The sequence below is a fragment of the Lacinutrix sp. YIN62 genome, assembly GCF_057219185.1.
Map to the genome: position 1 here is coordinate 41,905 of NZ_JBXVVH010000010.1, position 22,436 is coordinate 64,340.

Here is a 22,436-nt window from a genome sequence, read left to right on the forward strand (position 1 = left end):
AATCCAAATATAAATTAATCTTTATGTGATAACGATAGAAATCCATTATAATTATAAGCCCGATATTAAAATTAAAAAAACGATCCCAACTTTCCGCCATAGGTCTTTTGTGCTTTTACTTTTTAATGATACTTTTACGAAAACTTTCAAGTACTATTTAAATATCAATCTTATGTCCAACACTATTTTAGAGTTTAAAAACGCGTCTATTTTTCAAGGGGATAATTTGGTGCTTTCTGAAGTAAATGTTAAGGTAAACAAAGGGGATTTTGTATATCTTATTGGTAAAACGGGTTCTGGGAAAAGTAGTTTTATGAAAACCCTTTATGCAGACCTTCCTTTGAAACAAGGCGATGGTAATATTGTAGATTTTGATTTAAAAACCTTGAAAGAAAAAGACATTCCTTTTTTAAGACGTAAGCTGGGTGTGGTTTTTCAAGATTTTAAACTCCTAACAGACCGTACTGTAAATGACAACTTATTATTTGTACTAAAAGCCACAGGTTGGAAAGATAAAACCAAAATGCAATCTAGAGTTGAAGAAGTATTGGACAAGGTTGGGATGAAAACTACGGGTTATAAATTTACGCATGAATTATCGGGAGGAGAACAACAACGTATTGCCATTGCACGGGCTTTATTAAATAAACCCGAGCTTATTTTAGCAGATGAACCTACAGGAAACCTAGATCCCCAAACGAGTGTAGAAGTTATGGAAGTCCTCCAGGAACTAAATAAAAACGGAAATACAATTCTAATGGCGACTCATGATTATGCCTTGCTCTTAAAATACCCTAGTAAAACGTTAAAGTGCGATGAGAACCAAGTTTTTGAAGTCGTACAAAGAAGAGGCTAGTCCCACACCAATAAATTATTATCTCTCCCGTTCCCCTAGCATTTAAGCTCTTTTATTCTGTTTTTTTTATAAATATGTGGGTTCCTACGAATCCCTTTTTTGAATACTTCCCTAATTAACATTCTAATCGAAGCATCACAATCCAAAACCACTTCTTGATTGTATTTATAGCATGCTAAGAGCATTTAAGAATTATGCATTTTTTAATTTATCTGAAAAAAAATTAGTAATAAATACGTTGGAGTACTTAAAAAATGTATTTTTAAGCCTATCTTAATGTTAATTATGCTATCTGTATTAATCCCTACATTTAATTATGATGTTAATGAGCTTGTACAAAATGTGCATATGCAACTTAACGCCATCAACATAGATTTCGAAATTATTATATTAGAAGATGGCAGCACTCAAAACATAAATTCGACTATTAATTTACCGTATACAACAGTTTTAATTAATAAAAATAATTTAGGAAGAGTTAAGGCACGTCAATTTTTAGCTAAAAAAGCTAAATTTGAATGGTTTTTATTTTTAGATGCTGACGTTATCCCCAAAAAAGATAATTTCATTTCCAATTATGTAAAACTATTGAAATTAAATTATGATGTTATTTTTGGTGGTTTTGCCTATGGTAAAGAAAAACCTCAAAAAGATTATCTTTTACGTTGGAAATATGGTAAAACCAAGGAACAGCTCACCGCATTTAGAAGAAATAAAAAACCTTATAAGGTTATTATCTCAGCAAATTATCTTATTAAAAAAACCGTTTTTGAAACGATCAATTCTAAAATGAATGGCTCCGGTTATGGTTACGATAATTTCTTTGGAGCCTTACTAAAGTTTCAACAAATTCCTATTTTACATACAGACAATGAAGTTTACCATTTAGGGATAGAAAAGAGTATTAAGTATCTTAGAAAGAAAGAGCAAGCTACAGAGACTTTAGTTAAACTCTACAATACTAAAGCTATCACGACGCACGATAATGATTTGCTTAATTTATTTTCTATTCTAAAATATTATCGTCTAACATCTATTTTTAGTGGCTTATACAAGCTACTGGGGGCTATAATGAAAACTAATCTAACGGGAATTTCTCCTTCTATAAGAGTCTTACAGTTCTACAAAATTTTGTATATGTGCTATGTTTCAAGAAGGCCATTAATTAACTAAACTATATTTTTTTCTGTGATATAAAATCGTCGAACTCACGAATATAATCACTTTCTTCATATACATTTGATGCCAAAACTAAGCACACAGCTCCTGATGAAAAATTTTCTAATTCACGCCAAATCCCTGGCACTATTAAAAGGCCTTTATTGGGCTTATTCAAAGTTACTGTTTTAGTGTTTTTACCATCCTTTAAAATAACATCAAAGCTTCCGCTTAAAGGCAATAGAAATTCTTGACACGCTTTATGAGAATGCCCTCCTCTACTAGCATCACTTGGGACATCATATAAATAATACACACGTTCTACCTTATAAGGTAAAATACTTTTTTCAATAACTGACAAATTTCCTCGCCCTTCTTTATCTATTATTTTAGGAACCTCAATTATTGAGGCTTTATTTATTCTAGTTTCTTCCATAGCTTTACACTACTGTGATTTTGTTTTTTTAATCTTCGATACGTTGAAATACCTTTTAAACCGACTTTAAATTTTTTATAAATCTCATTAACTGCAATATAATTATCTTTATAAATTAAATACAAATATTTACATAATTTCAAGTAGCCTAAAAACCCAGAATATTTATAATATAATGCAGCTCTTGAAAACACCAATCTATCTGTACCGGATGCTCTTCCAGAACTATTATAATCATGGGCTAAAAGATATTCTGATTCTAACCATAATTTTAAACCTGCCTTATGACAATCTCTTAAAAAAATATATTCATCTGCTGTTTCAAAGACTGCTCCTAAACCAAAAAGAAGATTAAATTGTATTTTTTTTGCTTCTATAGATTGTCTTTTAAATGCGATTACAACAGAATTAACGTGTTTTAAAGAGTCCATACTATGCCATCCTTTATTAGTATAATTTTTAAAATCTCGCCCTTCCAAATCCCTCATTTTAAAAGTAATAACATCGGCTTCTGTATTAGCGTAAAAGCTATCTTCTATTATTTTTTCAAAGCCTGGCAAATATTTCACATCATCATCTGCTATTAAACAAATATCCGCCTGAGTATTATTTAAAGCCAAATTCCGACTTTTAGTGAGCCCTTTTTCAAAAGAATTAATAACACGGATATTGGAGTATTCTGAATGTAAAAGGCAATTATGAGTCGTTTGATTTATTATTAGTATATCATAATTCAAAAAGCTAGCCTCTGGAAAAAGTGTACTTAAAAAATCCAACGAGCTTCTATTCATTGTAGACAAAAGAATTTCTAATCTCAATTTATTTTTGGTAGCAATACTCATTAAAATTATCTTTGAATCAAATATATAAAATATAAATGAGGATCTTATTAGTTGGCGAATATAGCAGGCTGCACAGCTCTCTTAAAGAGGGATTAACTACTCTTAACCATAACGTCACAATTATTAGTACTGGAGACGGTATGAAAAAATTTAAAACTGATATTAATATAAATTCTAAAATTAAAGCCTCTTTTATACTTAATAAAATAAACAGTTTATGTATTCGATTTTTTAATACTGATTTTATAAAAATTGAAAATGCTTTTAGATTTAAAAAAAAACTTCCTTTTTTAAAAAATTATGATGTTGTTCAATTAATAAATGAAGATGCTTTATTTATAAAACCAAAGACTCAAATAAGATTACTACAAAAACTTATTACTCAAAATAGAAAGCTGTTCCTATTATCGTGTGGAGATGATTACACTACTATAAAACACTATTTATCTAATCTAGAGCGCTATTCTATATTAACCCCTTATTTAAAGGATAAGTCCTTAAAAGCTAAATTTGTTTTCTCTTTAAAATATACGACAGAGCCTTATAAAAAACTACACCAGTTTATAAAAGAACAATCTGTTGGGGTCATTGCTTCTGATATAGATTACCATATCCCAATGCTAAATGAAACAAATTATTTAGGCTGCATTCCAAACCCTATTAATATAAAAAAAAACAAGTACAAAAAACCTAAAATAAGTGATAAAATAATCATCTTCCATGGTATTAATACACATTCAAAAATTAAAAAAGGAACTGTTTTTTTTGAACAAGCCTTAACCATTATTAAGAAAAGACATCCTAGCAAAGTTATAATAAAAACAACTGAAAATTTACCTTATAAGGAGTACATTAAGATTTATGATGAAGCCCACATATTAATGGACCAAGTATATAGTTATGATCAAGGTTATAATGCTTTAGAAGCGATGGCTAAAGGAAAAGTCGTTTTTACAGGAGCTGAGAAAGAATGGCTAAAATATTATAATTTAAAAGCAGACACCGTGGCTATTAATGCGCTACCAGATGTTAATTATCTAGTAGAAAAGATAGAAGATCTTATTTTAAATCCAAGTAAAATATTAGACATATCAAGACAAGCGCGTGCATTTATTGAGAAAGAACATCATTATATTGATCAATCTAGAAAGTACCTTGAAATGTGGAAAATTAATCTAGATAGTTAATAATTTTTGCAGGATTGCCTCCTATTACAACGTTTTTCGGAAAACTTTTTGTTACGATAGCCCCTGCTGCTATAATAGAATTCTCTCCAATTTCTACTCCTTTTAATATAGTCACATTATTACCTATAAACACATTATCATTAATTACAATCGCTTTTGGGTCTAAATCTGATTCTGATCTTTTATTTATACTTAGATTATGAAAATTACTATCATAAATACTACAATTATACCCAATTAACACATTGTTTTTTATTAATACTTTCTTTTCTGCTATAACTGAAAAAGAATTATTGATATTTATATTATTTCCAAAAATGATAACAGCCTCTTTATTTCTTGCTTCTATATATGTATAACTATTGTAAAAAAAAGGCGAGTTAATTACACCTAAACTTACATTTCTCCCACAAATTATTTGTCCTCGCCCTCTAAAAACAGTAGGGATATACATTTTAAAAGCACCTTTAATGTTTTTATTATTTGAACAAGAAGAATAAATTAATTTTCTTAATCTAAAAAATGTTTTTGAAAACAAATGTCTAATTATCATAATCGTGTACTTTAGGTAATACTTTAAAAAGAGAATTTCGAAATATCAACAATATTATGACATAATGAATTATCATAGTTATAAAATACGCCATATTTGCACCTTTAAGGCCATAAACATTTAAAAAATGAATGCTTAATAAATATAAAATCAAAAAGGAAGTGCCTTCGGTAATAATATAATGCCAGAACATCTTCTTTGCTAAAAACTGATATGAAACAACCATAGAAAGTACTTTAATAAAATCCCCTAATATTTGCCACAAAAACAAATCTGAAACTAACATAAAGTCGCTAGTAAATACTATTCTTACTATAATATCTCTTAATAAATAAATAACAACTAATATCAAACCAAAAACTGGTAGAATTGTTTTGTAAAAATTAAAAACTTCTATTCTAAAACTCTTAACACTATCTATTTCAGAAAATTTAGGCAAAATATACAATCCCATTAATGAATTTATAAACATAAGATAATATTTAGAAATGCGATTCATTGCCTCCCAAATACCTGCCTCATTCAAACTTAGTTCATTAGCAATATATGTTCTTATACTAATAATAACAAAAGGTATAATCGTAGCAGAAAACAAAGCCATTCCAGAATAAGCCCCTAACCGTTTCACTAGATTAAAACTAAAATTATTCTTACTAATTCGTAATTTATATTTTTTTAGGTAAAAAAGAACAATTAAATTAATGAAGAACAAAATTAGCTCAGAAAGAGTAACAGCCATTAAAGCACCATCAATCTGTTTTTTCCAAATTAATAAAATTGCAATTACCGCATTGATAATTTGCCCAAAAATATTTAATACAATTAAAATTTTAAACCTTGATAAACCATTTAGCAATGAAATGATGAGTATGTTAAAAGCATATACGGGTAATATTAATGCAAAAATCTCAATAATATATTCGTAATTATAATTACCAAAAATCCATGTATTGATATGCTTTGAAAGAAAAAAACAACAAATACTTATAATTAAAGTAGTGCTAAAACTTATAAAACATACAGTCGAAAGTATGATACTAAGTTCTGATTTATCCTCTTTATTTTCTGCTATATACTTTACAGCTCCATTATATATACCAAGAATAGAAAATGTTTGTATAGAACTTACAAAATTCCTTAAATTCCCTACTATTGCTATACCTTCTGGACCAATAAAAACTGCTATAACTTTAGACGTTAAAAACCCTGTTATAATTTTTATAAATATGGAAATAGAGTTAAGAGAAGCAATCTTAACTAAAACATTATTATTTATATAATTTCTTATTCTATTCAATTAATAAACATTAATAACTGCTATAATCTCTGAAACTTCTTTTTCAGATAAAACTGGACTAATAGGAATACTAACACAAGTCCTATGAATTACTTCTGTGATTGGTAATTTTAAAGATTTAAAGCTCTCTAATGCCCTTTGTTGATGCGGTGCTATAGGATAATGAATTAAAGATTCTATTCCATTATTTTTTAAATATTCAATAAATACATCTCTATCTTCAACTAATACAACAAATAAATGAAAGACATGATTCAGTGAATGATTATAAAATGGAAGCTTAATTTTTTTGTTCTTTATTTCTGACAAGTATCGTTTTGCTATTCTCCGTCTTAATTCATTATCTCTATCTAAAGACTTCAGTTTAACACTTAGAAAAGAAGCTTGAATTTCATCTAGTCTGTTGTTGTTCCCAACCAATTCATTAATATACTTACTTGAGGCACCATAATTACGAAGCTTACATATAACTTCGGCTAATTTGCAATTATTGGTCGTGACAGCACCAGCATCTCCCAAAGCACCTAAATTCTTACTCGGATAGAAACTAAAAGCTGCTGCATCTGCTAAATTCCCTGATCTCCTTTTCTTATTTCCTCTTGTTTGAATAGCACCATGCGCCTGAGCAGCATCCTCAATTACCAGCATATTATTTTCTTTAGCCAAACTATTAATAGGTTCCATATCACATAACTGACCATATAAATGAACAATTAAAATTGCTTTTATTTTAGTTGAAATACACTTTTTGATTTCTGTTGCTTCGATATTAAAAGTCCTTAAATTCGGCTCAACAAAAACAGGGATCAACCCCACTTTAACTATTGAAAGAATGGTCGCTATATAAGTATTTGCTGGCACTATTACAGCGTCTCCTCTTTCTAAGATTCCCAGCCCCATATACCCCTTAAAGATAAGCGTTAAAGCATCTAATCCATTACTAACACCTACACAATGTCTAGTCCCACAGTACTTAGCAAACTGGATTTCAAAATTAGATAACGATTGTCCTAAAATATAATGTCCTGATTTTAAAAATTGTTTGAATTCATCGTGAAATTCATCTTCAAAACGTGCATTAATCTTTTTTAAGTCTAAAAATTTTATCATAACAATATTGTATCCAAAAGGAGGTGCTTACTCGTTTTTAAACTATAAAAATCTTGTGTTATTGTTCTTGCTCCAAAACCGTCTTTCCAATACTGAAGCCCTTTGTTTACATTCTTCCCGTTATTTTCATTTGATATTCCAAAATCAAAATAAGGTTTGGAAGCAAACACAGTGTCCAAGAGATGTAAATGTAAAAAATCTAAGGATCCTAAAGCATTATTGTCTTCATTTCCTGAAATATACTGAGAATGCGCAACATATTTTGTTTCAAAAATAGTTGTTCCAGCAACAAGTTCATTTCCTTTATAAACATTAAACTGCCTGATATTTTTAGGGAATTTTTTTTTAAGCCTACTGATTTCTTCCAAGCTATGTACTGGCTTTACTTTATATCTTTTAGAAAGATTTGGGATTAGTATCGTATTCCAAAATGCATTAAAATCAGACTCTTCTTTTACTATAAGTTTGTTTTTAACACCTCGCTTTCCACCTTCTTTTCTATCTTTTGAAATGCTTAGCCTAATACTATTATTAACAACTGCCAACACATCTCTTCTATACAATTCTCCATGTAGTAAAAATGATAAATATTGTAATTCGTCACTTGGGATAACCGTATAAATTGAAGGAATTAATTTTATATTAAATGTGACTATATCTCTCGATTCCAAAAACTGTAACACCTTTTTAAAGGCAGCTATAGTATCATTCAGTTTTAAAGTGCCTTTAGAAATTAGCCCGCCATAGGTTAAGCCTTGATGAGAATACAAAATACGCCCTTCTCTATTCGCTGGAATAACAGCTATGAGTTTATTTATTTTAAAGACCAACAAGGAATAATCCGTAAAACGCTGCTTATGGTATTCCATAAAATCACGCTTAAATAAAAATGTAGCATTCTTGGCTTCAGAAATAAAATCATCCCAAAGCTGCTTATAATCTGGACTATATTTTTTGACTAAAAAAATAAGTATTATCTATTTTATTAATTTAATGGTATGAAAGTAACATATTATTATGACCTTTCCTCTGAGAATAATACTTCAAATGCACTTTTTCTATAAGTTTATACAAATACTCTCAAAAAACCACTAATTCTCTTTTACTTTAGTTTTTAAAATATCGATTTCTTTCTTTAAATCTATAACATACAAAGTAAGTTCTTCTATTTTTTGAAGTAATAGCTTATTCATATTACCTATTTCTATACCTTGTTCTTCAACTTCTTTAGCTGTTGGAATATCTTTTAAATGGCCATTTTTATTTATAAATTTTTCAACGGCTTCTAAAGTTGGTAATTTATACTTTTTTTCAAAAACAAAATCAGCCCAATCTGTATAAACTTTTACTTCATGTGCTCTCATTTTTCCAGAAATAGACAACCTGTAAGATTCACCTTCATCAGTAAATGAACTCGTTCCAATACCAATATTACTATTTGTTAAAATATTTCCTTCAATCAAAGCGCTACCATCTTTCACTAGAAACTTATGCTCAGGCATATAATCTGCATAGCCTCCTATAACTATTCTAGAATCTGGCTTTGGTAATTGCATAAAAACTTTATGGGCTTCTGAGTTAGAATGATCTAATTTAAAAAATTCTCTACCATCAGAATCATAATACCCAATATACGCTCCTCTTCCTCTAAAAAGGTGTATCAGTCTTCGGTTTCCATTTTTATCAAGCCATCCTTCTAAAAGATTTGCCTCATTATCTGCATTATTACTATTAACATAAAACCTCATGTTATGAACACCATCATTCTCCAAAAACTCTCCCAACTGTAGCGGATGTTCTCCATCTACATTATTTGTAAACACTGCTTGTGTTCCTTTTACAGTCCCTACAACTTCTAATTCTGTAGAAGGATCAGTTGTTCCAATACCTACATTCCCTTCTTCAAGTGGAATTATATTTTGTGATGAAATTGTATACGAAAACAACAACAGGATAATAGAAAGATTCTTCATGACTTTATTTATATATATTAAAATTATCTAAGTAATATGCAATATATAGATATTAAAACGATTAATTATCTTTTGCTTTAATTTTAAGACTTCAATCAGTCATAGCTAGTCAATATTCACTTTTATTTTTTAGAATAAAGGCCCTAAGCTTCTACTTCTTAAAAAATAAATAATAAGCATTTACAAGTAATATCGCAGCATTAGCAATAATGATAGGGAGTCCAACTCTTAATGTAGGCATTAAAAAGCCATAGACAATAAACAAAATACAGCCTGTCATATTTACCAAACGTAGTTTTTTTACATTTTTCATTGTAAAAGACAACAAAACCATTAACGACGCTAAATAACCAATATATTCAGTTCCTGTAATTCCAAATAATTCCATAATTTTAATCTTTATATAGTCCTTTAATTAAGTCAAATTAAGCATATTCACTATTTAATCTGAACTTAAATCTAATATTATTAGTCATAAAAAAGAGGAATTCTAAAATAGAATTCCTCTTTAAAAATATAGTTAATCTATAAATTTCTAGATGCTTTTATTTCTTTTACGCTCAACTTCTGTTAAAAACACTTTACGTAATCTTAAGAAATTTGGTGTAACTTCTACATATTCATCTTTTTGTATGTATTCTAATGCTTCTTCTAAAGAGAACTTAATAGCAGGAACTATTTTTGCCTTATCATCTGCTCCAGAAGAACGTACGTTACTTAGTTTTTTTGTTTTTGTAATATTGACCGTCATGTCATCACCACGAGAATTTTCTCCAATCACTTGACCTTCGTAAATATCTTCTCCTGGATCTACAAAAAACTTCCCTCTATCTTGTAATTTATCTATAGAATATGGGATAGCTGTTCCTTTTTCCATAGATACTAAAGATCCATTTTGACGCTCTGGAATACCTCCTTTTAAAGGTTGATACTCTTTAAAACGGTGTGCCATAATAGCTTCTCCTGCTGTTGCTGTTAATAACTGGTTACGCAACCCAATAATACCACGAGAAGGCACTATAAACTCACAAACCATACGCTCACCTTTAGCTTCCATAGACAACATTTCTCCTTTACGAAGTGTCACCATTTCAATCGCTTTTCCAGAAACACTTTCTGGTAAATCGATTGTCATTTCTTCTACTGGCTCACATTTTACACCATCAATTTCTTTAATAATTACTTGTGGCTGTCCAATTTGCAACTCATAACCTTCACGACGCATTGTTTCGATTAAAACAGATAAGTGTAATACACCACGTCCAAAAACCATAAACTTATCTGCACTTCCTGTCTCCTCTACTCGTAATGCTAAGTTTTTCTCTAATTCTTTAGTTAAACGATCTTTAATATGACGAGAGGTTACAAACTTTCCGTCTTTACCAAAGAAAGGCGAATCGTTAATAGTAAATAACATGCTCATTGTTGGCTCATCGATAGCAATTGTTTTTAAGCCTTCAGGCGCTTCAAAATCTGCAACAGTATCTCCTATCTCAAATCCTTCTAGACCTACAATAGCACAAATATCTCCTGTTTGTACTTCTTCTACTTTTTTACGGCCTAAACCTTCAAAAATATGAAGTTCTTTAATTTTACTTTTTACAATAGAACCGTCTCTTTTTACTAAAGAAATATTTTGTCCTACTTTTAGTTCACCACGTGTTAAACGCCCTATGGCTATACGTCCAGTAAATGAAGAGAAATCTAACGAAGTAATTAACATTTGTGTATTTCCTTCTGGGATTTTAGGCTCAGGAATGTGCTCGATAACCATATCTAATAATGGTTCTATATTCTCCGTTTCGTTTTGCCAATCGTCACTCATCCAATTGTTTTTTGCCGAACCATATACGGTAGGAAAATCCAACTGCCATTCTTCGGCGCCTAATTCGAACATTAAATCGAATACTTTTTCATGTACTTCTTCTGGCGTACAGTTTTCTTTATCAACTTTATTTACAACTACACAAGGTTTAAGACCTAAATCTATCGCTTTTTGCAGTACAAAACGTGTTTGTGGCATAGGGCCTTCGAAAGCATCTACCAACAATAAAACACCATCTGCCATATTTAATACACGCTCTACTTCACCTCCAAAATCGGCGTGACCAGGGGTATCTATAATATTTATTTTAGTATCTTTATATATTACAGAAACATTTTTAGACGTAATGGTAATACCACGTTCACGCTCTAAATCATTATTATCTAGAATTAAATCTCCAGTGTTTTCATTCTCACGAAACAATTGGCAGTGATACATAATTTTATCTACCAAAGTTGTTTTCCCGTGATCTACGTGCGCAATAATTGCGATGTTTTTAATATTAGCCATAATCTTAGTGCCTTATTTTAAGCGTGCAAAGGTACTCATTTTTTATGTATTTATAGTTTTTTATCTATTTTTTGAGCTCCGATTAAGTTCTTTAACGCATTTACGGGCTAATCGCCTAACAACAAGTCTCTTTATATGAGCAAAAATATTATTCTTTTTTAATTCCTTACGCTTTCGTTTAAATACTAATCCGTATTTAAAACAACCCTATACTTTTAAAAATAAGCCCTTTTTTTATTTAAATTTCTATTTAAAAAGAAACAGAAATAAATTCAGCATTAATAGTATCTTTGCTTTTAATTTGAAATACACTCGAAAATGAAGCTTCAAGATATTCCTAAAATAAAACATACAAACGCCAATAATTTTTTCCTTTTATGTGGGCCTTGCGCAATTGAAAGCGAAGCCATGGCTTTTAAAATTGCAGAGCGGGTTGTTGAAATCACAAACAAATTAGAAATCCCTTATGTTTTTAAAGGGAGTTTTAAAAAAGCCAATCGCAGTCGTATAGATAGTTTTACTGGTATCGGGGATGAAAAAGCGCTAGAAATATTAGCTAAAGTTTCAGAAAAATTTGATGTTCCTACAGTAACAGACATTCATGAAGCTAGTGATGCTGCTTTCGCTGCCCAATATGTAGATGTATTACAAATTCCTGCTTTTTTAGTACGCCAAACAGACTTAGTCGTTGCTGCAGCCAAAACAGGAAAAGTGGTAAACCTTAAAAAAGGGCAGTTTATGAGTCCGGAAGCAATGAAACATGCGGTGCAAAAAGTAAAGGATTCGGGGAGTGATAAAGCTTGGATTACAGACCGAGGGACGATGTTTGGTTACCAAGATATGATCGTAGATTTTCGTGGCATCCCTACAATGAGAGCCTATGCGCCAACCGTTTTAGATGTTACGCATTCTTTACAGCAACCGAATCAAAACATTGGTGTTACTGGAGGAAGACCAGATATGATTGAAACAATAGCTCGTGCTGGTATCGTAAATAATGTGGACGGCCTATTTATAGAAACACATTTTGATCCTGCAAATGCAAAAAGTGACGGTGCAAATATGCTGCATTTAGATAATTTAGAACCCCTATTAACCAATCTGGTTGCTATTAGGAAAACTATAAATAACCTTTACTAAAAGAAACAGAAAAACATAATAGATCCTTTAAAAAGTCCTAACAATTATGTTAGGATTTTTTATTTTCATATTTTGTAGTAGTATTAATTTCCTTAATTATTAGGAACACCGCTTTTCTTTATTAAGATTAGGACTTGATAAATCGTATTAAAATACATCGCATCAACAACAGTAAAACCTTCTCATTTCTAAATACAAAAAGCATATGAAAAAAGTACATTCAATCGACGAATACATAGAAATGAATATGCATTTTGAAGAGGCATTAATCCTTTTACGAAGCATTATAAACACTACAGAACTCAAGGAAACCTTAAAATGGAATGCTCCTGTTTACACATTAAATGGTAAAAATGTAGTTGGTATTGGTGCCTTCAAAAAGCATTTTGGTATCTGGTTTTTTAATGGTGTATTTCTAAAAGATGACTATAATCTCTTAGTAAATGCTCAAGAAAACAAAACCAAAGCTTTAAGACAAATGCGTTTTAACTCTATAAAAGAGGTCAACAAAAACCTTGTTCTCGCCTATATTAAAGAGGCCATAGAAAACCAAAAATTAGGTAAAGAAATAAAGCCAGATAGAAGTAAAAAGGAAACCATCATTCCACAAGAACTCCAAACGGCTTTAGACGCAGACGAAAATTATAAAAATGCTTTCGAAGGGTTAAGTCCATCTAAACAACGTGAATACTGTGAACATATCGTTAGCGCTAAACGAGATGCTACTAAACACTCCAGATTGGATAAAATAAAACCTATGATACTACAAAATAAGGGATTGCATGATAAATACAAAAAATAATAAAAAGCGCTTAACGGACCGTAATCGTAACTTAAATTTCTTTTGATTTCATTGTATAAAACAGTAAAATCGACATAACTTGAAGTGATATAAGGTCTTGTTTTTTTAAATATATTTTGTATTCACTTGTACGCTATAGTATTTTATAAATGGGTGCAGATTTACGTACTTTCTAACAAACTATATCTTCTAATTACTTAAAATAACAAAAGCATAAAAGTGATAATTAATAGCTTTTTAGAGAATAGCAAAAGCTTAATTATTTTTTTTAATAATTGAGTATGATTTATATTTATTTTCAGCTTTAAATAAATTAAAGGACTTAGCGCATTCTAGACGCCGCCCTTACAACTCAATAATCTACTGAATTACTACAGTTAAAAAAAAACAGCATACTCTTGTACGCTGTTTGGACTAAATAGATTCAAATAAAACAAAACCTATTATTCTTTTTTAATACCCTGGATTTTGATCTGCTGGAGTTAAAGCATCATTAAGATTAATCTCGTTAATAGGAATAGGGAATAAGTTATTCTTAGAAGTATAACCTGTCCCTGACAATTCAGTTGAAGCTAAGCCCCATCTTACTAAATCCCAAAAACGTTGTCCTTCAGAAGAAAGTTCCAAGAATTTTTCATTTACAATAGCATCAAACAATGCCATTCCTGATGACGTCTCATCTGGAGGCAAACCAGCTCTTAGCTTTACCTTATTAAGTTCTGCTCTTGCTGCCGCATCTTGTCCTACCTTATTGTATGCCTCTGCGGCTAATAATAATACTTCTGCATAACGAAACAGACGCCAGTTTGTAGTATAATTAAGTTCCCCCACTCCTCCTGTAGAGGTATCTTCAGGGCGAGTAGCGTATTTCGTTCTAATAGCTCCTTCATAATCCCAAATCCCACCTGCAGGAGGATTAACCGCTACACCGGCGGCAATAAAATCTGCTTCCTCTATTAAACTTGCCGCTTTACGATCTGTATCCCCTACATTATTAAAGGCATTAATTAATTTACTTGTTGGTAAATTAAATCCCCAACCATTAGATAATCCTATGGCGCCTATATTTTCAAAAATACCATCACCTCTAGGTCCCATTAATTGAATATGTAAATTACTTTCTACACGACCTCCCCATTCTAAATTAGCTCCTCCCCAGTCGTAGCCTTCTGTAGAAACATAGCCAATCTCAAACAAAGATTGCTTCCCATAATCTGTACTTTGCGACCAAACAGTATTAACATCTGTCTCCAAACCGAATGCTGGGTTACTTATTACAGCGACAAAAAACGGAATGGCCTCTTGATACCTTTCATCAAACACTAGCATTTTTCCCATTAAAGCTTGTGCTGCTCCTTTTGACACTCTATATTGAACTGGTACAGCTCCCTTATCTGGTAATGCTGCTATTGCTGCCAACAAATCGGCTTCTATAAAAGCATATATATCTGCTCTTGAGGACTTTTTAAGGGGAATTTCACTTTCATTTACAGGCAGTTTCTTTCGCAATGGAATATCGCCAAACATTGTTGTTAATTCAAAATAAGACCAAGCTCTAAAAAATTTAGCTTCAGCTAAAAGAATTTCTTTATTTACTAAGTTTCCTGCTTCAACCTTTTCTATTATTAAATTAGCCAAAGCAATTGTTTTATAAAAATTCCCCCATACATTTGCGATTGAAGGGTTAGCTGTAGACACAGCTGTATAATCATCTATATCCTGCAACTGTTGCTGATCTCCAGAGTTTCCTCCTCCCGCATTTGCATCGTCCCCTGGTAGTAACTTTACAAAAAAAGCACTATGCCAATCTTGACCATAAGTAAATTGTAATAAATCGTACAGACCAACAATGGCAAATTCTGCATTCTCTGGACTATCAAAAAAAGTCTCTGAGTTTATGGATCCTATCTTAGGATTTTCGACAAAATCATCTTCACAAGAATTTAACCATAATAATGACAGACAAGTTAATACGCTTAAAATTATTTTTTTCATAATTTTCTTTTTTTTGATTAAAAATCAACAGACACCCCAAATAAGGCCGTTGCGGGAACAGGGTAGTAACCGCTATCAACCCCTATAGCATTGGCTCTAAAACTACCTGTTTCTGGATCCAATCCTTTATACTTAGTAAATGTAAAATAATTATCTAATGACACATAACACCTCATTTTTTTTAAATAAACACTATTTGCAAAACCTTCTGGTAACGTATATCCTAATTGTATTTGCTTTACTCTCGTATACGATCCATCTTCTACAACCAAATCGGTCTCATAAGCTTGGATGACATTCTCTGCCGATGGAAATGAAGCATTATCACCAGGTTGTGTCCATCTATCATTAAAAAAATGGATAGGCTTATTGGTTATTGGCCTAGAAGGCTGGTGGTAAGTTGCTATAATATCGTTTCCATATGTCCCTTGAAATTGAACTGCGAAATCAAAATTCTTGTATCCTAAACTAACATTTCCTCCATATAGTAAACTTGGGTGAGGCGTACCTATTTCTGTTTTGTCCTCATTATTGAATACTCCATCATTATTCTGGTCTACTTTAATAAGCGCTCCTGTGTGCGAATCTATACCAGCAGTTTGGTAACCGTAAAAATACCAAATGGGCTTACCTTCTTCGAATCTAGTAATTCCATCTTGATTTTGAGGTGCTCCAGCACCTTGTAAGAACCCATCGCCTCCTACTTTTGCAATTTCTGTCACTTCATTATCTAAGGTTGACATATTTAAATTTATACCATACCTAAATCCTGAATCTGTAGTATTATACCAACCCAATTCTACTTCTAATCCTTTATTTCTTATACTCCCTCCATTAAATTCTTGAATATCTCCTCCCGCTGATAACGGCGTAATTAAACTCCCATCTGTAATTAGCAAGTCTTTAGTATCCTTTATATAATACCCTACACTTAAGCTTAAACGATTCCTTAAAGCATGAGTTTCTATTCCAAAATCTAATTGCTCTGAAGTTTCCCATACCAAATTATTATTTGGAATATTACCAAATAAAATTCCTGCATCGCCTTCATATTCCAATGGCAATCCTTGATATCCTGGTGAATTGGTTAACAAATCTATAATATCCGCATTGCCGATTAAGTTGTTTTTACTTCCATTTTGCCCCCAACTCCCTCTAATTTTTAAAAAGTTTATTTTTGAATTAGCATTCCAAAACGCCTCTTTTGAAATAACCCATCCAGTCGATATCGCAGGAAACCAAGCACTTTTATTAGACTCTGGAAACTTATCTGAGGTATCGTACCGCAATGAACCTTCTACCAAATATTTTTCTTTATAATCATAAGATAAACGCCCAAATCCCGATGTTAAGTTATCCTTAAAGATATTTCCTTTTGCAGATGACGTAAGAAATGAAAGGTATGGATCTGAATAAATTCCGTCATTAGTTCCTGATAAATTAAAAAAGGGAACCCTTGTTTGCTCTGCCGAATATCCTAATAAAATATTAAATTTGTGTTTTCCTATTTGCTTTTCGTAATTAACAAAATTCTCCCACAGCCATTTCGTGCTTCTCGTAATTCCTTCAGTAATATTTGCGACTGTATTACTAGCCTCAGAACTAACATAATATAATACAGTGTTCTCTTTTTTATTGAAGAAATTCCCGCGTTCTAATCCAAATCGCGTTGTAAAAGAGATCCCTTCCATTAATCGTACTTTAGCATAAGTAGATAAGAGTAACGTCCCATCATCTTGCTTACTATTCGCAATTTCATTAGCATAAGCTACTGGATTTAAAACTTCTCCTGTGGAATACGTTGGGTACCCATATACTGCACCGTTATCATTTGTTAACAAAGGCACATTAAAATCCGTAGCATTATCCAAAACAGATTGTGGTATTTCTGAATTATTATTGTAGGTTACAGGTGTTAATGGGTCAATGATTAATGTATTTTGTATAACCCCTCGGGTATCATCATTTTGAGGAATCCCCCTACTAATTACATTGGTATATGCTGCGTTCACTCCAACTTCTAACCAATCTTTAGCCTCCGTTTTTAAATTAGACCTAAAAGAATAACGTTTAAACGAAGAGTTTGCTTTACCAACTATTCCATCTTGATCTAGTAATGACGTAGAAAACAAAAAACTTGTTTTTTCTGAAGCTCCAGAAATTGTTAAATCATGCCTTTGAAAAAAAGCAGTTTCAAAAACCTCGTCTAACCAATTAGTGTCTACCCCATTAGCAACAACATCGGTTTGTCCTGCTTCTTGCATATATTGTACAAACTGATCGGCATTCATCAACTCCATTTCTGTTTTCACAAATTGAGTTCCCATTTGCGTATTATAACTAACTAATGTTTCGCCTTTACGCCCTTGCTTTGTAGTTAATAGAATAACACCATTTGCGCCTTCTGTACCATAAATAGCAGCAGAAGCAGCATCTTTAAGTACCTCTATGCTCGCGATATCGCTTGGTGCTATATTTTCTATGCTCGATACTTTTAATCCGTCTACAATATACAAAGGGCTTGCATTATCTCCATTTGTTCCTAACCCTCGGATTCTGACTTGAGCTGATGCTCCAGGAGCGCCTGACGATGATATTATATTTACACCAGACACGCGACCTTGTAATACTTGCTCTACTCTTTGGTTAGACTGTGTTTGAATATCGGCTGCTTTAACACTTGAAATAGCTCCAGTTACTAACGCTTTTTTCTTTGTTCCATAACCAATAATAACGACTTCATCCAACTTAGAATTATCTTTTAGCAATGTTATATTTATGTTAGGTTGTCCAGTAACACGAACCTCTTGAGGTAGGTATCCAAGATAAGTAATTATCAAAATTGCATTGGGAACGACTTCGTTTAATGTATAATTCCCTTCAAAATTAGAAATTGTACCATTTTTCGTTCCTTTAACGATGATATTAGCTCCTGGTAAAGGGCCATTTTCATCAGAAATTGTCCCTGAAATATCTTGAGAATAAACTCCTAAAGCTAACATTAACATCCCTAAGGCTAGTGCATTTCTAAAAAAGTTATTTTTCATAGTTTGGAATTCGTTAATAATTACATTTTATATATTGAATTTGATTTATTATTTTAGGGGATGACAAAATAATATCTATATGAGAGTAGTATTGAAATACTCCTTTTTGTTACATACAAATCTAGCTTTGTTATAGCCAGATAGCTAATAGAATTCTATCAAATATTAATATGTTTTTAACATAAATTTAATAAACCCCTTGTAAAATATGCTAGAAGACATACATAGAGAAATAACACAATTAACCCCTAAAGATAGTTTTTTGGTTTATGAAAGAGTTAAAGATGATTTTGATTTTCCGATCCATTTTCACCCTGAATATGAATTAAACTTTATTAAAAATGGAAAAGGAGTTAGAAGAATAATAGGAGACCATATTGATGAAATTGGTGATATAGAACTTGTTTTAGTAGGCCCAAACCTACCTCATGTTTGGGAACTTCACAAGTGTACAAACAAAAAAATACATGAAATAACAATACACATAAACAACGATTTATTAGATGATAAACTACTTGCTCGAAAAGTTTTTAAACCTATTAAAGACATGTTTATTAGATCTACTCATGGTATTTTATTCTCAAAAAAAACAATTATTGACATAGCCCCTAGATTGAATAACCTGTCTAAAACTGTAGGTATTGATTATTATTTAGAGTTTATATCTATTCTATATGACCTGGCTAATTCAAAGAATCAGAAAATGCTATCCACCTCATTTTCTCAAATGAAAGATTTTGAAAACAGTTCTAAAATAAAAATCGTATATGACTATATTCAGAAAAACTTTCAAAACAAAATTACTCTTAATGAAATATCTGAACTTATAAATATGAGTCCCGTTTCATTTAATAGGTTTATTAAAAACCGTACAGGAAAAACCTTTATTAACTATGTAAATAGCACTAGAATAAGCCATGCTAAACGCTTATTACTCGAAGAAGATTTAAGCGTTGGAGAAATTAGTTTTAAATGTGGATTTAACAACATTGCAAACTTCAATAGAATCTTTAAAAAAATAAACAATTGTACCCCTACTGAATTTAAACGTGAATTTATAGGTATAAAAAGAGTCTTATAAATAATTCGTTCTTTTTCCTTTTACATTTTTCTTTTTCCCTTAAAAATGTTTTTTTTAATTTTCCTCCTAAGCCCCCCCCTTTTTAAACACTTCAAATATTATAAATAATACCATCATTTGACTATTTAGGATCAATAACAAGCTATTCTTTGCTGTAATTTTATACACTATATAAACAGATCGGTAATTAATTTGTATCAAGTCTGATTACTGTAGATTTTAAATTCATTATGAAAATTAACTACAAGCAAAATAATACATTTTCCAAGTTCATTATTTTAGCATTAATAATTTTAACCTTTATGAGGTGTAAAAAAGACAACCAAGTAACCACTTCAAAGACTAATTCCGATGCCATCATTGAAGCGAAAGTAGATTCATTATTAAAACGAATGACTATAGAAGAAAAGGTTGGGCAAATGAATCAATACAATGGGTTTTGGGATATTACAGGCCCAACACCTACAGAAGGCAATGCTAAAAAAAAATACAATCACCTAAAAAATGGATGGGTAGGCTCTATGCTTAATGTTAGAGGGGTTAAAGCTGTAAGAGCTGTTCAAAAAATCGCCGTCGAAGAATCGCGTTTAGGCATCCCATTAATTATAGGCTTTGACGTTATTCATGGTTACAAAACTCTAAGCCCAATCCCTTTAGCCGAAAGTGCTAGCTGGGATTTAGAAGCTATAAAAAACTCGGCCACTATGGCTGCCAAAGAAGCTTCTGCTGCAGGGATTAACTGGACCTTCGCTCCTATGATTGACATCTCTCAGGATGCCAAATGGGGACGCGTTATGGAAGGTGGAGGAGAAGATCCTTTTCTAGGAAGCAAGATTGCAGAAGCTCGTATTAAAGGCTTTCAAGGACAAGACTTATCGCTCCCTAACACCATTGCCGCTTGCGCTAAACATTTTGCTGCTTATGGCTTTGGAGAGGCCGGAAAAGATTATAATACTGTAGACATAAGTGGAGCCACATTACACAATTTAATATTACCGCCTTTTAAAGCTGCTGCAAAGGCTAATGTTAAAACCTTTATGAATGCTTTTAATGAAATTAATGGGATCCCCGCTACAGGAAACCATTATTTACAACGCGATCTTTTAAAAGGCGAATGGAATTGGAAAGGGTTTGTTGTTTCAGACTGGGCTTCTATAAGTGAAATGGTAACTTGGGGTCTCGTAAAAGACAAAAGAGAAGCAACCCGCATAGGTGTAGAGGCCGGTTCCGATATGGACATGGAATCCTATGCTTATATTCAAGAATTAGTTAAACTCGTAAAAGAGGATACTGTTAAAGAGTCACTTATAGATGATGCTGTAAAACGTATTTTACGTGTTAAATTTGAATTAGGTCTATTTGATGACCCTTATAAATATTGTAATGAATCTAGAGAGAAACAAGAAATAGGAAGCAAAAAAAATCATGATATCGTTTTGGATATGGCTAAAAAATCGATTGTTTTATTAAAAAATAAAAATAAGATACTTCCTCTAAAAAAAGAAGGTCAAAAAATTGCGCTAATAGGTGCATTAGCTTCCGATAAAAATAGCCCTTTGGGGAGTTGGCGCTTAGGAGCGGAAGACAATACTGCAGTTTCGGTATTGGAAGGTATGCAACGTTATAAAGGCAATACACTTGTGTACAAAAAAGGAGCAGATTTAACTATTGGAAAAACCGATTTTGTAAACGAACTAACTATAAATACAACTGATAAAAGCCAATTTAGCGAGGCTATAACAGCAGCAAAACAAGCCGATGTAGTTGTTATTGTATTAGGAGAACATGGTTTTCAAAGCGGAGAAGGTAGAAGTCGAACAAACCTACAACTACCTGGTGTACAACAAGAGTTATTAGAAAAAGTATACCAAGCAAATAAAAATGTTGTTCTAGTATTAAACAACGGGAGACCCCTAGCAATTACATGGGCAGATAAGCATATTCCCGCTATTGTAGAAGCATGGCAATTAGGCACGCAAACAGGTAATGCTGTTGCGCAAGTACTCTATGGTGATTACAACCCGAGTGGAAAATTACCTATGACTTTTCCAAGAAACGTAGGGCAAACCCCTATTTATTATAATTATAAAAGTACAGGACGACCTGTTCCTTTGGCAGATCCAACAATGGTTTTCTGGTCTCATTATTCTGATGTGGATAATACCCCCTTATACCCTTTTGGCTATGGCTTAAGTTACACCTCTTTTGAGTATAGCAACTTAAGATTAAGTCAATCTTCAGTTCCTATAGGAACTAAAATTATTGTTTCATTCGATGTTTCCAATACAGGTAATGTAAATGGCAAGGAAGTTGCACAACTCTATATTAGGGATCTTGTAGGAAGCTTAACGCGTCCTGTAAAGGAATTAAAAGGGTTTGAATTGATCGCATTAAAGGCAGGGGAAACGAAAACCGTCTCAATCACACTAGATAATAGTAGTTTAGGGTTTTACAATAATGATGGTCTGTATCTTGTTGAACCAGGAGACTATAAAGTATTTGTAGGTGGAAGCTCGGAAACGACACTAGAAAGTAGTTTTTCTTTAAAATAAACATCTATAATTATGAATAATCTGAAAAAATAAAGTGTAACGCAAAACTTTAAATAACGCAATAGCACCTTA

18 protein-coding genes are annotated in these 22,436 nt (G+C 31.8%); 7 read left to right on the plus strand and 11 right to left on the minus strand.

The features are described from left to right. Positions 1–172 precede the first annotated feature (172 nt). Complete coding sequence (locus AC2D8I_RS08360; RefSeq protein WP_484705544.1) at positions 173–856, plus strand: cell division ATP-binding protein FtsE; 684 nt, start codon at positions 173–175, stop codon at positions 854–856. Between the two features lie 276 nt (positions 857–1,132). Next, positions 1,133–2,029 carry a glycosyltransferase family 2 protein gene (locus tag AC2D8I_RS08365; RefSeq protein WP_484705545.1) on the plus strand — a complete coding sequence of 299 codons (897 nt, stop codon included), beginning with the start codon at positions 1,133–1,135 and terminating at the stop codon, positions 2,027–2,029. A gap of 1 nt (position 2,030) precedes the next feature. Here the strand turns inward: AC2D8I_RS08365 and AC2D8I_RS08370 are convergent, their stop codons facing one another. Together AC2D8I_RS08370 and AC2D8I_RS08375 are read right to left on the minus strand one after the other, a co-directional pair. Beyond that, positions 2,031–2,450, minus strand: coding sequence for a sugar 3,4-ketoisomerase (locus AC2D8I_RS08370; RefSeq protein WP_484705546.1), 420 nt, complete (start codon positions 2,448–2,450; stop codon positions 2,031–2,033). After that, positions 2,432–3,292, minus strand: coding sequence for a hypothetical protein (locus tag AC2D8I_RS08375; RefSeq protein ID WP_484705547.1), 861 nt, complete (start codon positions 3,290–3,292; stop codon positions 2,432–2,434). The genes AC2D8I_RS08370 and AC2D8I_RS08375 overlap by 19 nt, the downstream gene beginning before the upstream one ends. A 35-nt stretch (positions 3,293–3,327) precedes the next feature. On the opposite strand from AC2D8I_RS08375, the gene AC2D8I_RS08380 reads away from it, so the two are divergent. Further along, the gene (locus AC2D8I_RS08380; RefSeq protein ID WP_484705548.1) at positions 3,328–4,479 is read left to right on the plus strand and encodes a glycosyltransferase; all 1,152 of its coding nucleotides are present in this window, start codon (positions 3,328–3,330) and stop codon (positions 4,477–4,479) included. Here AC2D8I_RS08380 and AC2D8I_RS08385 read toward each other — a convergent pair. The 7 genes from AC2D8I_RS08385 to typA form a co-directional block, all read right to left on the minus strand. Beyond that, positions 4,463–5,032 (minus strand): acyltransferase, encoded by a 570-nt coding sequence (locus tag AC2D8I_RS08385; RefSeq protein WP_484705549.1) that lies wholly within the window; start codon positions 5,030–5,032, stop codon positions 4,463–4,465. The two genes, AC2D8I_RS08380 and AC2D8I_RS08385, sit on opposite strands and share 17 nt — an antisense overlap. After that, a complete protein-coding gene (locus AC2D8I_RS08390) occupies positions 5,022–6,329 on the minus strand; it encodes an O-antigen translocase (protein WP_484705550.1) in 1,308 nt (435 codons plus the stop codon). Before AC2D8I_RS08390 ends, AC2D8I_RS08385 begins: the two co-directional genes overlap by 11 nt. Next, entirely contained in the window at positions 6,330–7,439 is a 1,110-nt protein-coding gene (locus AC2D8I_RS08395; RefSeq protein WP_484705551.1) for a DegT/DnrJ/EryC1/StrS family aminotransferase, read from the minus strand. After that, positions 7,436–8,308 (minus strand): GNAT family N-acetyltransferase, encoded by an 873-nt coding sequence (locus AC2D8I_RS08400; RefSeq protein ID WP_484705552.1) that lies wholly within the window; start codon positions 8,306–8,308, stop codon positions 7,436–7,438. Before AC2D8I_RS08400 ends, AC2D8I_RS08395 begins: the two co-directional genes overlap by 4 nt. A 222-nt stretch (positions 8,309–8,530) precedes the next feature. Further along, positions 8,531–9,412 (minus strand): hypothetical protein, encoded by an 882-nt coding sequence (locus tag AC2D8I_RS08405; protein ID WP_484705553.1) that lies wholly within the window; start codon positions 9,410–9,412, stop codon positions 8,531–8,533. A gap of 151 nt (positions 9,413–9,563) precedes the next feature. Continuing rightward, complete coding sequence (locus AC2D8I_RS08410; RefSeq protein WP_484705554.1) at positions 9,564–9,800, minus strand: uroporphyrinogen decarboxylase; 237 nt, start codon at positions 9,798–9,800, stop codon at positions 9,564–9,566. Positions 9,801–9,947: 147 nt separating this feature from the next. Then, positions 9,948–11,747 (minus strand): translational GTPase TypA, encoded by a 1,800-nt coding sequence (typA, locus tag AC2D8I_RS08415; protein WP_484705555.1) that lies wholly within the window; start codon positions 11,745–11,747, stop codon positions 9,948–9,950. Between the two features lie 318 nt (positions 11,748–12,065). Between typA and kdsA the strand changes: the two genes are divergently transcribed. Both kdsA and AC2D8I_RS08425 read left to right on the plus strand, forming a co-directional pair. Beyond that, the gene (gene kdsA / locus AC2D8I_RS08420) at positions 12,066–12,887 is read left to right on the plus strand and encodes a 3-deoxy-8-phosphooctulonate synthase (RefSeq protein ID WP_484705556.1); all 822 of its coding nucleotides are present in this window, start codon (positions 12,066–12,068) and stop codon (positions 12,885–12,887) included. A gap of 205 nt (positions 12,888–13,092) precedes the next feature. Beyond that, a complete protein-coding gene (locus tag AC2D8I_RS08425) occupies positions 13,093–13,689 on the plus strand; it encodes a YdeI/OmpD-associated family protein (RefSeq protein WP_484705557.1) in 597 nt (198 codons plus the stop codon). Positions 13,690–14,142: 453 nt separating this feature from the next. On the opposite strand, the gene AC2D8I_RS08430 is transcribed toward AC2D8I_RS08425, so the two are convergent. Both AC2D8I_RS08430 and AC2D8I_RS08435 read right to left on the minus strand, forming a co-directional pair. After that, positions 14,143–15,684, minus strand: a complete 1,542-nt coding sequence (locus AC2D8I_RS08430; protein WP_484705558.1) for a RagB/SusD family nutrient uptake outer membrane protein — start codon at positions 15,682–15,684, stop codon at positions 14,143–14,145. 17 nt (positions 15,685–15,701) lie between these two features. After that, complete coding sequence (locus tag AC2D8I_RS08435; protein WP_484705559.1) at positions 15,702–18,731, minus strand: SusC/RagA family TonB-linked outer membrane protein; 3,030 nt, start codon at positions 18,729–18,731, stop codon at positions 15,702–15,704. Between the two features lie 208 nt (positions 18,732–18,939). Between AC2D8I_RS08435 and AC2D8I_RS08440 the strand changes: the two genes are divergently transcribed. Then, a complete protein-coding gene (locus AC2D8I_RS08440) occupies positions 18,940–19,812 on the plus strand; it encodes an AraC family transcriptional regulator (protein WP_484705560.1) in 873 nt (290 codons plus the stop codon). Positions 19,813–20,042: 230 nt separating this feature from the next. Continuing rightward, a complete protein-coding gene (bglX, locus tag AC2D8I_RS08445) occupies positions 20,043–22,364 on the plus strand; it encodes a beta-glucosidase BglX (protein WP_484705561.1) in 2,322 nt (773 codons plus the stop codon). The last annotated feature ends 72 nt before the right edge of the window (positions 22,365–22,436 follow it).